Source organism: Saccharomonospora glauca K62, assembly GCF_000243395.2.
GTDB lineage: Bacteria > Actinomycetota > Actinomycetes > Mycobacteriales > Pseudonocardiaceae > Saccharomonospora > Saccharomonospora glauca.
The window spans coordinates 602,089-617,819 of the sequence record NZ_CM001484.1 but is presented as its reverse complement, the minus strand read 5'-3'; the positions used below and the strand labels follow the sequence as shown (position 1 = coordinate 617,819).

The 15,731-nt window shown below is 68.2% G+C and carries 12 protein-coding genes and 2 rRNA genes (1 of these 14 running past the window's edge); 6 read left to right on the top strand and 8 right to left on the bottom strand.

Features of this window, described 5'->3' with window-relative positions:
- The first annotated feature begins 35 nt into the window (after window positions 1-35).
- Window positions 36-488 (top strand): gamma-glutamylcyclotransferase, encoded by a 453-nt coding sequence (locus tag SACGLDRAFT_RS02975; protein ID WP_040918455.1) that lies wholly within the window; start codon window positions 36-38, stop codon window positions 486-488.
- A 160-nt stretch (window positions 489-648) separates the two neighbouring features.
- Here the strand turns inward: SACGLDRAFT_RS02975 and SACGLDRAFT_RS02970 are convergent, their stop codons facing one another.
- The 6 genes from SACGLDRAFT_RS02970 to SACGLDRAFT_RS02945 form a co-directional block, all read right to left on the bottom strand.
- Window positions 649-1,479: a DUF559 domain-containing protein gene (locus tag SACGLDRAFT_RS02970; RefSeq protein WP_005461636.1), complete on the bottom strand. Its 831-nt coding sequence runs from the start codon at window positions 1,477-1,479 to the stop codon at window positions 649-651.
- 256 nt (window positions 1,480-1,735) lie between these two features.
- The gene (locus SACGLDRAFT_RS02965; RefSeq protein ID WP_005461635.1) at window positions 1,736-3,016 is read right to left on the bottom strand and encodes a M20 family metallopeptidase; all 1,281 of its coding nucleotides are present in this window, start codon (window positions 3,014-3,016) and stop codon (window positions 1,736-1,738) included.
- A gap of 206 nt (window positions 3,017-3,222) precedes the next feature.
- Window positions 3,223-3,531 carry a hypothetical protein gene (locus tag SACGLDRAFT_RS02960; protein WP_332306647.1) on the bottom strand — a complete coding sequence of 103 codons (309 nt, stop codon included), beginning with the start codon at window positions 3,529-3,531 and terminating at the stop codon, window positions 3,223-3,225.
- Window positions 3,532-3,563: 32 nt separating this feature from the next.
- The gene (meaB, locus tag SACGLDRAFT_RS02955) at window positions 3,564-4,565 is read right to left on the bottom strand and encodes a methylmalonyl Co-A mutase-associated GTPase MeaB (protein ID WP_005461632.1); all 1,002 of its coding nucleotides are present in this window, start codon (window positions 4,563-4,565) and stop codon (window positions 3,564-3,566) included.
- A 2-nt stretch (window positions 4,566-4,567) separates the two neighbouring features.
- Complete coding sequence (gene scpA / locus SACGLDRAFT_RS02950; RefSeq protein WP_005461630.1) at window positions 4,568-6,748, bottom strand: methylmalonyl-CoA mutase; 2,181 nt, start codon at window positions 6,746-6,748, stop codon at window positions 4,568-4,570.
- A complete protein-coding gene (locus SACGLDRAFT_RS02945) occupies window positions 6,745-8,595 on the bottom strand; it encodes a methylmalonyl-CoA mutase family protein (protein WP_005461629.1) in 1,851 nt (616 codons plus the stop codon). Before SACGLDRAFT_RS02945 ends, scpA begins: the two co-directional genes overlap by 4 nt.
- A 108-nt stretch (window positions 8,596-8,703) precedes the next feature.
- On the opposite strand from SACGLDRAFT_RS02945, the gene SACGLDRAFT_RS02940 reads away from it, so the two are divergent.
- The 5 genes from SACGLDRAFT_RS02940 (at window position 8,704) to SACGLDRAFT_RS02925 (ending at window position 13,438) form a co-directional block, all read left to right on the top strand.
- Window positions 8,704-9,963, top strand: a complete 1,260-nt coding sequence (locus SACGLDRAFT_RS02940) for a serine/threonine-protein kinase (RefSeq protein ID WP_005461627.1) — start codon at window positions 8,704-8,706, stop codon at window positions 9,961-9,963.
- A gap of 86 nt (window positions 9,964-10,049) precedes the next feature.
- On the top strand, window positions 10,050-10,859 hold the full coding sequence (locus SACGLDRAFT_RS02935) for a purine-nucleoside phosphorylase (protein ID WP_040918450.1): 810 nt from the start codon (window positions 10,050-10,052) through the stop codon (window positions 10,857-10,859).
- 15 nt (window positions 10,860-10,874) lie between these two features.
- Complete coding sequence (locus SACGLDRAFT_RS22235; RefSeq protein WP_157608749.1) at window positions 10,875-11,057, top strand: hypothetical protein; 183 nt, start codon at window positions 10,875-10,877, stop codon at window positions 11,055-11,057.
- 182 nt (window positions 11,058-11,239) lie between these two features.
- Window positions 11,240-12,892: a phospho-sugar mutase gene (locus SACGLDRAFT_RS02930; RefSeq protein WP_040918447.1), complete on the top strand. Its 1,653-nt coding sequence runs from the start codon at window positions 11,240-11,242 to the stop codon at window positions 12,890-12,892.
- A gap of 93 nt (window positions 12,893-12,985) precedes the next feature.
- A complete protein-coding gene (locus SACGLDRAFT_RS02925; protein WP_005461624.1) occupies window positions 12,986-13,438 on the top strand; it encodes a flavodoxin family protein in 453 nt (150 codons plus the stop codon).
- 73 nt (window positions 13,439-13,511) lie between these two features.
- Here the strand turns inward: SACGLDRAFT_RS02925 and rrf are convergent.
- A 5S ribosomal RNA gene (gene rrf / locus SACGLDRAFT_RS02920) occupies window positions 13,512-13,628 on the bottom strand.
- 70 nt (window positions 13,629-13,698) lie between these two features.
- Window positions 13,699-15,731 (bottom strand): 23S ribosomal RNA (locus SACGLDRAFT_RS02915) (it continues 1,098 nt past the right edge of the window).

The following is a 15,731-nucleotide window of genomic DNA, read 5'->3' as shown; positions in this document are numbered from 1 at the left end:
GCTCGGGTGACTCAGTGGTCGCTACCCTGGGGGGCGTGCCCCTCTATGCCGCGTACGGGTCCAACATGGATCCCTCCCAGATGACGGAGCGAGCCCCGCACTCGCCGATGGCGGGTACCGGCTGGCTGGAAGGCTGGCGGCTCACCTTCGGCGGCGAGGACCTGAACTGGGAGGGCGCACTCGCCACCATCGTCGAGGACCCCGGATCGCGAGTTTTCGTCGTGCTCTACGACGTCACGCCGCTGGACGAGTCACGTCTCGACCAGTGGGAGGGCGGCGAGCTCGGGTTGCACACGAAGATCAGGTTGCGCGTGCAGACCATGGACGGGTCGGCGCTGGCGTGGCTGTACGTCCTCGACGCGTACGAAGGTGGCCTGCCCTCGGCCCGCTACCTGGGTGTGCTCGCCGACGCGGCCGAAGCAGCGGGCGCCCCCGCCGACTACGTCGACGACCTGCGCACCCGCCCCTGCAAGCGCATCGGCCCCTAACCCGCGTGTCCGCAGATCCCGTACGCGTGTCCGCAGATCCCGTACGCGTGTCCGCAGCCTACGGCGCGGACACGCTCCCTTAGACCTCCAATCTCCGTACGAGAAGTGCGAACACCCGTCCCCAACCTGCGGACACGAGTACACAGACTGCGGACACGGCCTAGCGCGAGCGTTCGGCAAAGGCCTGCGCCAACTCGTTCAGCACCCGCGACGGGTCACGGAGGTCTCGAGCCTTTGCCCTGATCACCCGCCATCCACGCCCGGCCAGCCTCCGGTCGCGCTCGGCGTCGTAGGCTTCCCGGCTTTCGTGAGCGTCGTAGCCGTCATATTCCAAGGCGATCCGCCACGACTCCCAGGCCAGGTCGAGTACGTAGAGCAACCGACCGTCGATCGTGTGCACCGGCACCTGCGCCTCCGGAACGGGGAACCCGGCCTCCACCACGATCATCAGCAGCGAGCTTTCCGGCGGCGAGTCCGCACGCCCCGTGGCAAGTTCGGTGAGCGCTAAAGCCCTGGCGACGTGCCGCCGGTCGTCGCGCGCGGCGAGTCGTTCCCGCACCGCGGCCCGGAACGACTCCGGATCGGCGTGACGACGCAGCACCTCGTCGAGACATCCGAACGCCACCCGTCTGTCACCGTCGCACAGCTGCTCCGAGACCGCGAGGTCGAGTGCGAACACGGGAAGTCCCTCGACCTCGACGACGTCGTCCGGTCCGTACCGGTTCTGGTGCATCACCAGCCCCGGCCGCGACCGCGCCGACCGCGAATACGGCACCGTGACATGAATCGGACCGGTGCCGCTCACCGCGGCGCACCCGTGCAAGGCCAGCGCCGTGGGCCCCGACACCACCACGGGGTCCCCGACGAACAACACGGCCGCCTCGGCGCGCGTACGAAGATCACTCAGGTCGGCCGTCCGCACCACGACCCCTCGCCATGGTTGGGTCAACGTCCCGACCTCGAGGGCCGTCCTTAGCGCCCTTTCACCCATGATGGCGGCGGCTTCCCGCCGCGAGACAACTCCACGAACTCCCCAGTTCTGCGGCATCCTCCCAGGTTGGACGCCCTTCGGACGCCACACCACGAGTTGTCCACAGCCTGTGGACAACTCGCGAATCTGTGGACAACTCGTGTCCGCAGCCTAGGTACGGGTGTTCGCATCGCACGACGCGAACACCCGTACGAAAAGTGCGAACACGCGTACACAGCCTGCGGACACGAGTGCGCAGCCTGCGGACACGCGGGGGTCAGGAGGCCAGCGCCGCCAGGGCCGTGTGAACCATCACCCGGATGCCGGTGAGGAGAGCACGCTCGTCGGCCTCGAACGTCGGCTGGTGCAGGTCACGCATCTGCCCCTCGCCCGACCACACTCCGAGCCGGGCGAACGCGCCGGGCACGTGCTCCAGGTACCACCCGAAGTCCTCACCACCCGACGACTGCTCCGTGGGGGCCAGCGCGTCGGGCCCGAGCGCCGCCTCAACGCCCGCGCGCAGCAGCGTGGTGCTCTCCTCGTCACTCACCACGGGCGGGACTCCCCGCCGGTAGTTCAGCTCGTACCCCACCCCGGTGGGCGCGAGCAGGGCCTTGACCGACGACTCGACCAACGGCTCCAGAATCCGCCACGTGTCGCGGTCGGCGGTCCGAAGCGTGCCACGCAGTATCCCCTCCTGCGGCACGGCGTTGGCCGCCTCACCGGCGTGCACGGCGCCCCACACGAGCACGGTGCCCGACCTCGGGTCCACGCGCCGCGACAGCACCGCGGGCAACGACGTGATAACGGTACCGAGACCGTGCACGAGGTCGGCCGTGAGGTGAGGCCGCGAGGTGTGCCCACCCGGCGAGGTCAACGTGAGTTCCACCAGGTCAGCGGCGGACGTCAACGCTCCCACCCGCGTCCCGATCTTGCCGGCCGGCAGCCGGGGGTCGCAGTGCAGCCCGAAGATGCGCTCCACCCCGTCGAGCACCCCGGCGTCGATGGCGTCGAGCGCACCGCCCGGCATAACCTCCTCGGCGGGCTGGAAGACGAGCCGCACCCTGCCGGGGAGCTCGTCGGCGGTGGCCAGGGCGAGCCCGGCGCCGAGCAGCACCGTGGTGTGCACGTCGTGGCCGCATGCATGGGCGACACCGTCCACGGTGGAGGCGAAGGGCAACCCCGTGGCCTCGGTCAGCGGAAGGGCGTCCAGGTCCGCCCGCAACGCCACACATCGCGACCCGGTCCCGACGTCGCATACGACGCCGGTGCCACCGGGCAACACCTTCGGCCGCAGCCCGGCCGAGGTGAGCAGCTTGGTGATGAGTTCGGTGGTCCCGTATTCCCGCCGGGCGAGTTCGGGGTGGGCGTGGATGTGCCTGCGCCACGCCACCACGTCCGTCGCACGGTCGGTCAGCCAGGCGTCGAGCCAGGCCGGGCCACGTCCCTGTCCCACATCACCGATGGTGGCCGCACCCGAGGCGGCGAGCAGGGCTTCGACCGACGCGTCGTGGTCGGATTCGCCCGGCACCTCGGGGCGCGAGTCCAGAACGGTCACGCCGCACCTCCGCACGCAACCAGCGTGGCGAGGTTGGAACTGTCGCGTACCTCTGTCGTCCGCTGGTAAGTCGTTGCCGTACGCATTTGCTCTCAGTTTGACACCAACCAGCGTATGCGTAACCCAGATGTCCTAATGGGTAGACAGAAGGTAGCCCGTTTGCGCTAAACGGTGACGGATCGTTCGGTCACGCTGTACGTGGAGCCCTAGCCGCTCTTGGCCTTCTTGCTCCGTAGGTACCGCCCCCAGGCCACGATGCCGAGCAACGCCGCGGCGATGATGCCCACGACGATCCTGCTCCGGTTCTTCTGCGCCTCGGCCTCGGTCTGGGGATCGAGCTCCGGCCCTTCCTCGGCCGTCTCGGAGGAGGACGACGAACTCGACTCCTCGGAGTCCTGGGCCAACGCGTGGGCGAGCACCGGGCCGTCGACCGCGGCACGCGCCTCGGGAGCGGGACCGGTGGCGGACATCACGAGGACGGCGAGCACACTGAGCACAACCGACAGAACACGCACGCTCACAGTCTGCCGTGAGAGACGGCGGTGCGTCAGCCCCCGGACGAGGACTCGCCGCCGAACGCCCTCAGGATGCGTTCGGCGGCCAGAGTCGCGGTGCTGCGGCCCTCCCGGACGTCGCTTTCCACCTCGTCGACGATCTCGCGCACACCGGGATGCCGTTCCAGCCGGTCGAGCAGCTGATCGCGCACCATCGCCCAGGTCCAGTCCACCTGCTGCTGTTGCCGCTTGGCCTCCAGCTCCCCGGACTCCGCCAGGTGCGCTCGATGCCGTTCGAGCTGCTGCCACACGGTGTCGAGGCCCGCTCCCGTGAGCCCGCTGCAGGTGAGCACGGGCGGGGTCCAGGCCGCGTCGGGCCCGTAGATCATGCGCAGGGCCCCGGAGAGCTCCCTGGCCGCGCGCCGCGCGTCCCGCTCGTGTTCGCCGTCGGCCTTGTTGACGGCGATGACGTCGGCGAGTTCGAGCACGCCCTTCTTGATGCCCTGCAGCTGGTCGCCCGTGCGTGCCAGTGTGAGGAAGAGGAAGGAGTCGACCATGCCGGCGACGGTGACCTCCGACTGCCCGACGCCCACGGTCTCGACCAGCACGACGTCGTAGCCCGCGGCCTCCATCAGCACGATGGTCTCGCGGGTGGCCCTGGCCACCCCGCCGAGCGTGCCCGAGGTGGGCGAGGGCCTGATGAACGCGGCCGGGTCGACGGCGAGCCGAGCCATTCGCGTCTTGTCACCGAGGATGCTGCCGCCGGTGCGGGTGGACGACGGGTCGACCGCCAGGACGGCGACCCGATGTCCCGCGGCGGTGAGCCGGGTGCCGAGCTGGTCGATGAACGTCGACTTCCCCACGCCGGGCACGCCCGTGATGCCCACCCGGAACGCGCCGCCCGCGTGGGGCAGCAGTTCGACGAGCAGCTCCTGAGCCCGTTCGCGGTGGTCGGCGCGTTGCGACTCCACCAGGGTGATCGCCCTGGCGAGCATGCCGCGGTCGCCGTCGAGGACTCCCTTGGCGTAGGCGGAGACGTCGAGGATGCGTGCCATGCCTACGAGAGTCGAGCCTCGAGTTCGTCGAGCAGCGTGATGGCCGAGTCGGCGATCACGGTGCCCGGTCCGAAGATCGCGACCGCACCGGCCTCGCGCAGCGCGTCGTAGTCCTGCGGTGGGATGACCCCGCCGCACACGATCATGATGTCGTCCCTGCCGAGCCGCTCCAGCTCCTCCCGCAACGCCGGGACGAGCGAGAGGTGCCCCGCCGCCAGCGACGACACCCCGACGATGTGCACGTCGGCCTCGACGGCCTGCCGCGCGACCTCCGCCGGGGTGGAGAACAGCGGGCCGACGTCGACGTCGAAACCGAGGTCGGCGAACGCGGAGGCGATCACCTTCTGGCCACGGTCGTGACCGTCCTGTCCCATCTTGGCCACGAGGATGCGCGGACGGCGGCCCTCCTCCTCGGCGAACGCCTCGACCCGCCGCCTGGCGGTCTCCACGTTCGACGTGTTGCCGACCTCCTCGCGATACACGCCGGAAATGGTACGGATCTGACCGGAATGCCTGCCCCAGATCTTCTCCAGGGCCTCGGAGATCTCGCCGACCGTGGCCTTGGCCCTCGCCGCGTCGATAGCGAGTTCGAGCAGGTTGCCGTCGCCCTCCGCGCCCGCGGTGAGCCTGCGCAGGGCCTCCCTCGTCGCCTCCTCGTCGCGTTCGGCACGCAGCCTGCGCAGCTTCTCGATCTGCTGCGCCCGCACCTCGGCGTTGTCGATCTTGAGGACCTCGAGCTCGATGTCGTCCTCCGCTCCGACGCGGTACTTGTTGACACCGATCACCGGCTGCCTGCCCGAGTCGATACGGGCCTGCGTGCGAGCCGCGGCCTCCTCGATGCGGAGCTTGGGGATGCCCGCGTCGATGGCCTTCGCCATCCCGCCCGCGGCCTCGACCTCCTCGATGTGTCCCCACGCCCGCTTCGCCAGCTCGTAGGTGAGCCGCTCGACGTACGCGCTGCCGCCCCACGGGTCGATGACATTCGTGGTGCCGGACTCCTGCTGGAGCAGAAGCTGCGTGTTGCGCGCGATGCGGGCGCTGGTGTCGGTGGGCAGCGCCAACGCCTCGTCGAGGGCGTTGGTGTGCAGCGACTGCGTGTGGCCCTGCGTGGCGGCCATCGCCTCGACGCAGGTCCGGACCACGTTGTTGTAGACGTCCTGCGCCGTGAGCGACCACCCGGAGGTCTGGGAGTGCGTGCGCAGGCTCAGCGACTTGGGGTTGCGCGGCTCGAACCGCTTCACGAGTTTCGCCCACAGCAGCCGGGCCGCCCGCAGCTTCGCGACCTCCATGAAGAAGTTCATGCCGATCGCCCAGAAGAACGACAGCCGCGGCGCGAACGCGTCGATGTCGAGCCCCGCGGCCAGTCCCGCCCGGATGTACTCGACGCCGTCGGCGAGTGTGTACGCCAGCTCCAGGTCGGCCGTGGCCCCGGCCTCCTGCATGTGGTAGCCGGAGATCGAGATCGAGTTGAACTTCGGCATGTGCCGCGACGTGTAGGCGAAGATGTCGGAGATGATCCGCATCGACGGCTGCGGCGGGTAGATGTAGGTGTTGCGGACCATGAACTCCTTGAGGATGTCGTTCTGGATGGTCCCCGCGAGCTGTTCGGGACGCACACCTTGCTCTTCGGCCGCCACCACGTACAACGCCAGCACGGGCAGCACGGCACCGTTCATCGTCATCGACACGCTCATGCGGTCGAGCGGGATGCCGTCGAAGAGCTGCCGCATGTCGTAGATCGAGTCGATGGCCACCCCGGCCATCCCGACGTCACCGGACACCCTCGGGTGGTCGGAGTCGTAGCCGCGGTGGGTGGCGAGGTCGAACGCCACCGACAGGCCCTTCTGGCCCGCGGCGAGGTTGCGCCGGTAGAAGGCGTTGGACTCCTCGGCCGTGGAGAAACCGGCGTACTGCCGGATGGTCCACGGCTGTGTCGTGTACATCGTGGGGTACGGGCCCCGCAGGTACGGCGCGATACCGGGATACGTCCGCAGGAAGTCGAGTCCGGCGAGGTCCTCGGCCGTGTACAGCGGTTTGACGCCGATGCCCTCGGGGGTCTCCCACACCAGCGCGTCGACGTCCTTGCCGGTGGCCGCGCGCACGGCCTCCATCCACTTCTGCCTGTCCGAATCGGAACCCGAGGGGGAACCGAGTTCGATGTCGCCGAAGTCGGGGATCGTCATGGCGCGACTCCCAGGGTGTCGAGAGTGTCGGTGAGGACGGCGAGCGCGTCACAGCCTCGGTGGACGTGTCCGTCGACGCCGTCGACGTCCGAGGGGCGGCCCGCGAGGAACACCGTGGTGGCTCCCGCCTCGCGCAGCGCTCTCGCCACCTCGGCCGCGCGGTCGGCGTAGGCCTCGTCGGTGCCGCACACGCAGGCCACCGGGGTCGTGCTGTCGCGGAACGCCCGGACGAGCTCGTCGGTGGTGGCCTCGGAGAGGCCGGGGTTCACCGGCTCGATCCCACCCGCGAGGAACAGGTTGGCCGCGAACGTGGCCCGCGCCGTGTGCTCGGCGAGCGAGCCGAGGGTGGCGAGGAAGATCTTCGGCCTGCTGCCGTGTTCCGCCAGGTGCGCGTCGGAGCGGTCGCGCAGCCGTTCGTAGTCCTGCGCGTAACGCACCCTCGGCAGGCCACCGGTCGCCACCTCGGGCCGAGGTGCGCGGTCGAAGGTCTTGTCCTCCAGCAGCGGGAACTCGTTGACCCCGGTGATGGCGTCGCGTCGCGTGGCGATTCGCCGGGACCGCGCCCGCCAGGTGCGCGCGAGTCGGTCGGCCAACGCCCCGGAAGCGAGCTCGGACTCGATGCCGCCCGCCTTCTCGATGGCCGTGAACTCGTCCCAGGCCTTGTGGGCGAGGGCGTCGGTGAGGTTCTCGACGTACCACGAGCCGCCCGCCGGGTCGATCACCGCGGCGAGCTTGCTCTCCTCCAGCAGGATGGCCTGGGTGTTGCGGGCGAGTCGCCGCGAGAACCGGTCGGGAAGCCCGATGGCGTGGTCGAACGGCAGCACGGTGATCGCGTCCGCCCCACCGATGCCCGCCGCGAAACTCGCGACGGTGGTGCGCAGCAGGTTCACGGCGGGATCGCGACGGGTCAGCATGGCCGGCGAGGTGACCGCGTGCTGGCGCATGGCGACGTCGGGCGCTCCGCACACCTCCATGACCCGCGCCCACACCCTGCGCGCGGCCCGCAACTTCGCGATGGTGCCGAACTGGTCGGTGGTGGCCACCAGACGGAACTCGATGCGAGCCGCGGCGTCCGCCACGTCGAGCCCCGCCTCGGTCAGGGCCCGTAGGTACGCCACGGCAGTGGCCGTCGCCGCGCCGAGTTCCTGGGCGTCGGAGCCGCCCGCCTCGTGGTAGGGCAGACCGTCGGCCACGAGCGTCGACAGCCGCGGGTGCCGCCTCGCGAGCCGGGCGGTGAGCGCCGCCGCGGGGGCGACGTCGTGTTCGCGGCCCGTGCGGGCCCGCAGCCCGATCGGGTCGGCGCCGAGGTTGCCCGTGACCTCGGTGTCGGGCACGCCCTGCTCGGCGTGCAGCGCGAGGAGGGCCTCCGCCGCCCGCTCGTACTCCGCCCCCGCGTCGAGGACGACGGGCGCGAGATCGAGGCGCACCTCGCGCAGCACGTCGCCGAGGGAGGACACCGGCACACCGCCTTCGCCCACCCGCAGCCAGAGCGACGTCACCCCGCCTTCGAGGTCGGCGAGCACGGCTTCGTTACCGGCGGCCGCGTCGACCACCTCGTGCAGGGCCCGAACGTCCCAGCCCTCACGCACGTGACCGTCGGGACGGGAACCTCGGACGAACGGGGGCACGCCGGGGAAACCGGCGGGGGGCGCGGGGTCGTCGGCGGTGTAGAGAGGCAGCACCTCGATGCCGTCGTCGGTGGTGGTCACCAACCGGTCACGGCTCGAACCCGTTCGTTCGAGCACCTTCTCGACCAGGCGTTCCCACTCCTGTCGGCTCGGTGTCTCGAACTCGGCCGCCAGTGCCAGTTCGCCGGTGAGCCCCGTGCGCTCAGCGCCCTTGCCCATAGCCAGTCATCCTAGGGCTGGGTTTTTCCCCTGCACTATGACACTGATCTCTGCCGCGAAACGCCCGTCCCGAGAGCCTGAGGGGCGGCGCGGCCCCGGTCGGCGACAATGGAACGCGTGTCCGCTCCGACTGACGACCGACGACTCGTGGCCGGCCGCTACCGGCTGCGGTCCGTGCTCGGCTCCGGGTCCATGGGCACCGTGTGGTCGGCCTACGACGAGTTCCTCCACCGTCCCGTGGCGGTGAAGGAGGTCCGCATGCCGCCCGGTGTGCCCCCTGCCAGGGTCGCCGAACTACGGGAACGGACGCTGCGCGAGGCCAGAGCGATCGCCGTGCTGTCCCACCCCAACGTGGTGATCCTGCACGACGTCGTCAGGGAGCACGACGACCCGTACGTCGTGATGGAACTGCTGCCCTCCCGGAGCCTCGCCGGACTGCTCCGACAGGTGGGCAGGCTCACGGTCGCACAGGCCGCGACCGTGGGCGAGGCCGTCGCGGCCGCGCTGGAGGCGGCCCACGCCGCGGGCATCACCCATCGCGACGTCAAGCCGGGCAACGTGCTCGTGGCCGACGACGGCCGCGTCAAGCTCACCGACTTCGGCATCGCCCGCAACGTCTCCGAGGCGACGATGACGCACACGGGCATGATGCTGGGGTCCCCGGCGTTCATCGCGCCCGAGGTCGCCACCGGCGGTCCCGTCACCTACACGGCCGACCTGTGGGGACTGGGGGCGACGCTGTTCGCCGCCACCGAGGGGCGCCCGCCGTACGACGCCGACGGCGATCCGCTGGAAACCGTGGTCAGCGTCGTCCAGGGTGACGTGCCACGTCCGTCCCCCGGCCCGCTGGCGCCGGTGATCCGCGGGCTGATGATGAAGAAACCCTCCGAGCGCATGTCGCTGTCGGAAGTGCGTCGCAGGCTGTACCCGTTGCTCACCGAACCGGGACACACGCTTTTCCCCGCCGAGCTCTTCACCGAGAGCGACGCCGGCCGTGTCCGCGACGAGGCCAGCGCCACCAGGGTGATTCCCCGTGTTCCGATGCTGAGCGACGCCCCCGACGACACGGGTGGGGCGAGTGACGGCGAGGCGGAACTGGCCCCCGATCCGGGCCCGCTGCCGTTCGCCGTCGAGGACTCCGCGACGTCGTCCGCCGGGCGGGAGCCGCGGCAGCCCGCTCGCAGGTCCGTCACCGCGAAGCCGACCACGCCGCGGTGGGGTTGGCTGCCCCGGCCGAACGCGGACCTGTTCACCGGCCTGGTGGCCACGGTGTCCGAGCGCAGAGGCGTTCTCTACGGGGTGGCCGTGGTGGTGTTCGTCCTCACCGCTGCTTTAGGTTTCGCTCTCGCCCGCCTGCTGGCCGGCTAGCCGAGCGGCTCCGACCTCGTCGGACACCCCGCCCCCGACGGTCCGGTGGGCCGGGCGTGGTTCACCGGGTCCTAAGCTCCACGGTCGTGAACTCCAACAGCAACACGCAGCCACATGACCTCGCCGCCGCGTCCGCGTCCGTCCTGACCGACCGCGCCGGCGTCGAGGCGTTCGACATCGCCGTCGTTCTCGGTTCCGGCTGGCGACCCGCCGCCGACGTGATCGGCGAGCCCCGAGCGGAGATCCCGCTCGGGGAGCTGCCCGGTTTCGAAACTCCCAGCGCGGTCGGGCACGGCAGCACCGCCCGCCTGGTGGAGGTCGGGGACAAGCGGGTCCTCGTCCTGCTCGGCCGCACCCACCTCTACGAGGGCAAGGGTGTGGCCAGGGTCGTCCACGCCGTGCGCACCGCCGCCGCGGCGGGGGTCCGTGCGGTGTTGCTGACCAACGCCGCGGGAGGTCTGCGCGAGGGTTTCCGGGTCGGTCAGCCCGTGCTCATCTCCGACCACCTGAACATGACGGCCACCTCGCCCATCACGGGTGCGAACTTCGTCGACCTGGTCGACCTGTACTCCGAGCGGTTGCGCAAGATCGCCAAGGAGATCGACCCCACTCTGGCCGAGGGCGTCTACGCGGGCCTTCCCGGCCCCCACTTCGAGACCCCCGCCGAGATCCGCATGCTCCGCACGCTCGGCGCCGACCTCGTGGGCATGTCCACCGTGCTGGAAGCCATCGCGGCCCGCGCCGCAGGCGTCGAGGTCTTCGGACTGTCACTGGTCACCAACCTCGCTGCGGGCATGACGGGTGAACCGCTGAACCACGAGGAGGTTCTCGAAGCGGGCCGGGCGTCGGCCGAACGCATGGGGACCCTGTTGCGGGACCTCGTCACTCGCGCCTGAGGCGCCGTTCACTTCTTGGTCGTCGCACCAACGGTGATCGGCACATCGGTGAATACGAACAGTGGTGTCATCGTCGATTCCTTTCCCGTGGGCAGCGGCCCGGCCATGCCCGATGGAGAGTTCGCGGTGTTCCGCGGTGGCGAGAAAAATCTGTCGGATGATTGGCAAGGAGACAATAACCCGATCGTGTGCTGCTAGCGCGGCATCGCTGACACTGAGCGATGCCGTCGCGGATTATGCGGGGAAATATTTCGTCAATGCAGATCAGGGCTCTGTTCTGCAATATGAGGACTGCATTTTGCGACACGATCGATAATCGTGGATTCGGTCACGCGGGGGTCGCGCGCTCCGCTCGCGACTCCCCTTGCCACTATGACGTGATGCAACAGAAACCGCCTCGGCTCACTCCCGAGCTCCGGGACACGACGTTCCGCTGGATCGCCGACGACGTCGACGCCGACTCGCGTGCGCAGATGCAAGACCTGCTCGCCCGCGCGATGGCGGGAGACCCCGACGCTCTGTCCGAACTCGACGACCGCATGAACGGGACCCTCACCTTCGGCACGGCGGGTCTCCGCGGACCGGTGAGGGCCGGTCCCAACGGAATGAACACCGCGGTGGTCGTGCGCACCACGGCCGGCCTCGCGGCGTGGCTCGCCAAGCGCGCTCCGAGTGGCACGGTCGTGGTCGGCCGCGACGCCCGGCACGGCTCCGAACGGTTCGCCGCGGCCGCCGCCGAAGTACTCGACGCCGCCGGGTTCGACGTCCGAGTGCTGCCGCGTCCTCTCCCGACTCCGGTACTCGCCTACGCCACGCTGAACCTCGGCGCGTGCGCCGGAATTCAGATCACCGCGTCCCACAATCCCCCGGCCGACAACGGGTACAAGGTGTTCGACCACACCGGGATCCAGATCATCCCGCCCGCGGACTCGGAGATCGAAGCGGAGATCACGGCGGCTCCCGCGGCGGTGTCGATACCCAGGGGGAAGGGCGCTCGTCCCCTCGGTGAGGAAATCCTCGACTCCTATCTCGACAGGGTCGCCGAGCTCGCCACGAGCGGGGCACGCGACCTGCGAATCGCCGTCACCCCCCTGCACGGTGTCGGAGGCACGGTGGTACGCGACGCGTTGCACCGCGCGGGTTTCACCGACGTCCACCTCGTCGAAGCGCAGGCGGAACCCGATCCGGACTTCCCCACGGTCGCGTTCCCCAACCCCGAGGAACCGGGCGCCACCGATCTGCTGCTGAACCTCGCCGCCGACATCGACGCCGATCTCGCCATCGCGCTGGACCCCGACGCCGACCGGTGCGCCGTCGGCACTCGGGACCGCGACGGCACGTGGCGCATGCTGACCGGCGACGAGACCGGAGTGCTGCTCGGCGACCGGCTGCTGGCGCGCACCCAGACGGCTGACCCCCTCGTGGCCACGACTCTCGTGTCGTCCTCCCTGCTCGCTCAGGTGGCACAAGCGCACGGTGCTCGCCACGCACGCACGCTGACCGGCTTCAAATGGCTGATGCGGGCGGGCGAACGGCTCGTTTACGCCTACGAGGAAGCACTGGGGCTCTGCGTCAATCCCGACTTCGTGAAGGACAAGGACGGTATCGCTGCGGCCGTGTTCGCGGCCGACGTCGCCGCCGAGGCCAAAAGCCAAGGCCGTACGCTGCTGGATCTCCTCGACGATCTCACGTTGGCGCACGGCGTCTCCGTCACCGGGCAGGTCGCTCCTCGGTTCGCCGACCTCGCCGAGCGGGCCGCGGTCATGGAGCGGCTTCGCGCCGAGCCCCCAACGACACTGGCGGGAATCTCGGTCACCGCCGAGGAACTCCCGGAAGCCCAGGCGCTCAAGTTGAGCGGGGAACGCATCCGCGTGATCGTGCGCTTGTCGGGCACGGAACCCAAGGTGAAGGCGTATCTCGAAGTCACGACGCCGGCGCCGGCACCGGAGGACCTCGCCGAGACCCGCCGCGCCGCGCGGGAAACCCTCGCCGCCCTACGCGACGACGTCACGAATCTGCTCACCACCCGGTGACGTCACCGCTGTGGAGACCAGCGCCTCCCGTCGCGGTGGTCTCCACAGCACTTCCCTTGCGCCACCACGCCCGACCGGGCACGCTCGAATACCGTGGCCAGGTTGCTGATCGTCCATCACACCCCTTCCCCACATCTCGCGGCCATGTTGGACGCCGTGCTGTCCGGAGCCACCGACCCCGAGATCAGCGGTGTCGAGGTCGTGCGCGAGCCCGCTTTGTCGGCCACCGCGTCGGACGTACTGGCCGCCGACGCCTACCTGCTCGGGACACCGGCCAATTTGGGCTACATGTCGGGGGCGTTGAAGCATTTCTTCGACACGATCTACTACCCGTGTCTTGAAGCGACCCGTAAACGCCCTTTCGGCTACTACGTGCACGGCAATCAAGGCACGGAAGGCGCCACGAAATCGATCGACACGGTGGTCACGGGGCTGGGTTGGCAACAGGCCGCTCCGGCGGTGGTGGTCCACGGCGAACCCACCAAGGACGATCTCGAAGCATGCTGGGAGCTCGGCGCGACGGTGGCCGCCGGGCTCATGTCCTGATTTCTCGAAATAAAAAAACAACACAAAAACCGGGGCCCGTCAGGTGTCTGACGGGCCCCGGCTGGAAGAATATGTTCGGCGGTGTCCTACTCTCCCACACCCCGGCGGGTGCAGTACCATCGGCGCTGGTGGGCTTAGCTTCCGGGTTCGGAATGGGACCGGGCGTTTCCCCACCGCTATTACCACCGAAACTCTGTGAAACAACCACTGGCACACCAGGGTGGTGTTTCAGAGTCGCAGAGTGGGTGCGTAGCGTCTTTGTGGTCAAGCCCTCGGCCGATTAGTACCAGTCCACTCATAAACACATTACTGTGCGTCCATGTCTGGCCTATCAACCCCATCGTCTCTGGGGGGCCTTACCCACTCCATGGTGGTGGGAGACCTCATCTTGGAACAGGCTTCCCGCTTAGATGCCTTCAGCGGTTATCCCTTCCGAACGTAGCTAACCAGCCATGCCCCTGGCGGGACAACTGGCATACCAGAGGTTCGTCCGTCCCGGTCCTCTCGTACTAGGGACAGCCTTCCTCAAGTCTCCAACGCGCGCGGCGGATAGGGACCGAACTGTCTCACGACGTTCTAAACCCAGCTCGCGTGCCGCTTTAATGGGCGAACAGCCCAACCCTTGGGACCTACTCCGGCCCCAGGATGCGACGAGCCGACATCGAGGTGCCAAACCATGCCGTCGATATGGACTCTTGGGCAAGATCAGCCTGTTATCCCCGGGGTACCTTTTATCCGTTGAGCGACACCCCTTCCACCAGGAGGTGCCGGATCACTAGTCCCTGCTTTCGCACCTGCTCGACCCGTCGGTCTCACAGTCAAGCTCCCTTGTGCACTTACACTCAACACCTGATTGCCAACCAGGCTGAGGGAACCTTTGGGCGCCTCCGTTACCCTTTAGGAGGCAACCGCCCCAGTTAAACTACCCACCAGGCACTGTCCCTGAACCGGATCACGGTCCGAGGTTAGATTCCCAATCCGGCCAGAGTGGTATTTCAACAGCGACTCCACGACCACTGGCGTGGCCGCTTCCCAGTCTCCCACCTATCCTACACAAGCCGAACCGAAAACCAATACCAAGCTGTAGTAAAGGTCCCGGGGTCTTTCCGTCCTGCCGCGCGAAACGAGCATCTTTACTCGTAGTGCAATTTCGCCGGGCCTGTGGTTGAGACAGCCGGAAAGTCGTTACGCCATTCGTGCAGGTCGGAACTTACCCGACAAGGAATTTCGCTACCTTAGGATGGTTATAGTTACCACCGCCGTTTACTGGCGCTTAAATTCTCAGCTTCACCCCCCGAAAGGGGCTAACCGGTCCTCTTAACGTTCCAGCACCGGGCAGGCGTCAGTCCATATACATCGACTTACGTCTTCGCATGGACCTGTGTTTTTAATAAACAGTCGCTTTCCGCTGGTCTCTGCGGCCAACCCACCCTAGCCCGCAAGGAGCTTCAGGTGCTTTGGCCCCCCTTCTCCCGAAGTTACGGGGGCAATTTGCCGAGTTCCTTAACCACAGTTCACCCGATCGCCTTGGTATTCTCTACCTGACCACCTGTGTCGGTTTGGGGTACGGGCCGCGAAGGCACTCGCTAGAGGCTTTTCTCGGCAGCAGAGGATCACCCTACTTCGCCGCAACGGCTATGCATCACGCCTCACCCTCGTCCTCGAAGGACAGCTCGACGGATTTGCCTATCGAGCGGGCCACACGCTTACACCAGTATCACCACTGACTGGCGGGGCTACCTTCCTGCGTCACCCCATCGCTTGGCTACTACAAGCTCAGGTCCCACGCACCCCACACACCACCCCGAAGGGCGAACGCGCGGAGCGGGTGGTTAGTCTCACCTGCCTCACCAGGGACGCGCCTACGCGGGTACGGGAATATCAACCCGTTGTCCATCGACTACGCCTGTCGGCCTCGCCTTAGGTCCCGACTTACCCTGGGCGGAACAACCTGGCCCAGGAACCCTTGGTCATCCGGCGGCAGAGATTCTCACTCTGCATTCGCTACTCATGCCTGCATTCTCACTCCCGCACCCTCCACGACTCGGTTCCCCGGCCGCTTCCCTGGATGCAGGACGCTCCCCTACCCATCCACACGACTGGACCCGAACCCCGAAGGACTCGAGCCGATCACACATGTGAATGACACAGCTTCGGCGGTGTGCTTAGCCCCGCTACATTGTCGGCGCAGAACCACTTGACCAGTGAGCTATTACGCACTCTTTCAAGGATGGCTGCTTCTAAGCCAACCTCCTGGTTGTCTCAGCGACTCCACATCCTTTCCCACTCAGCA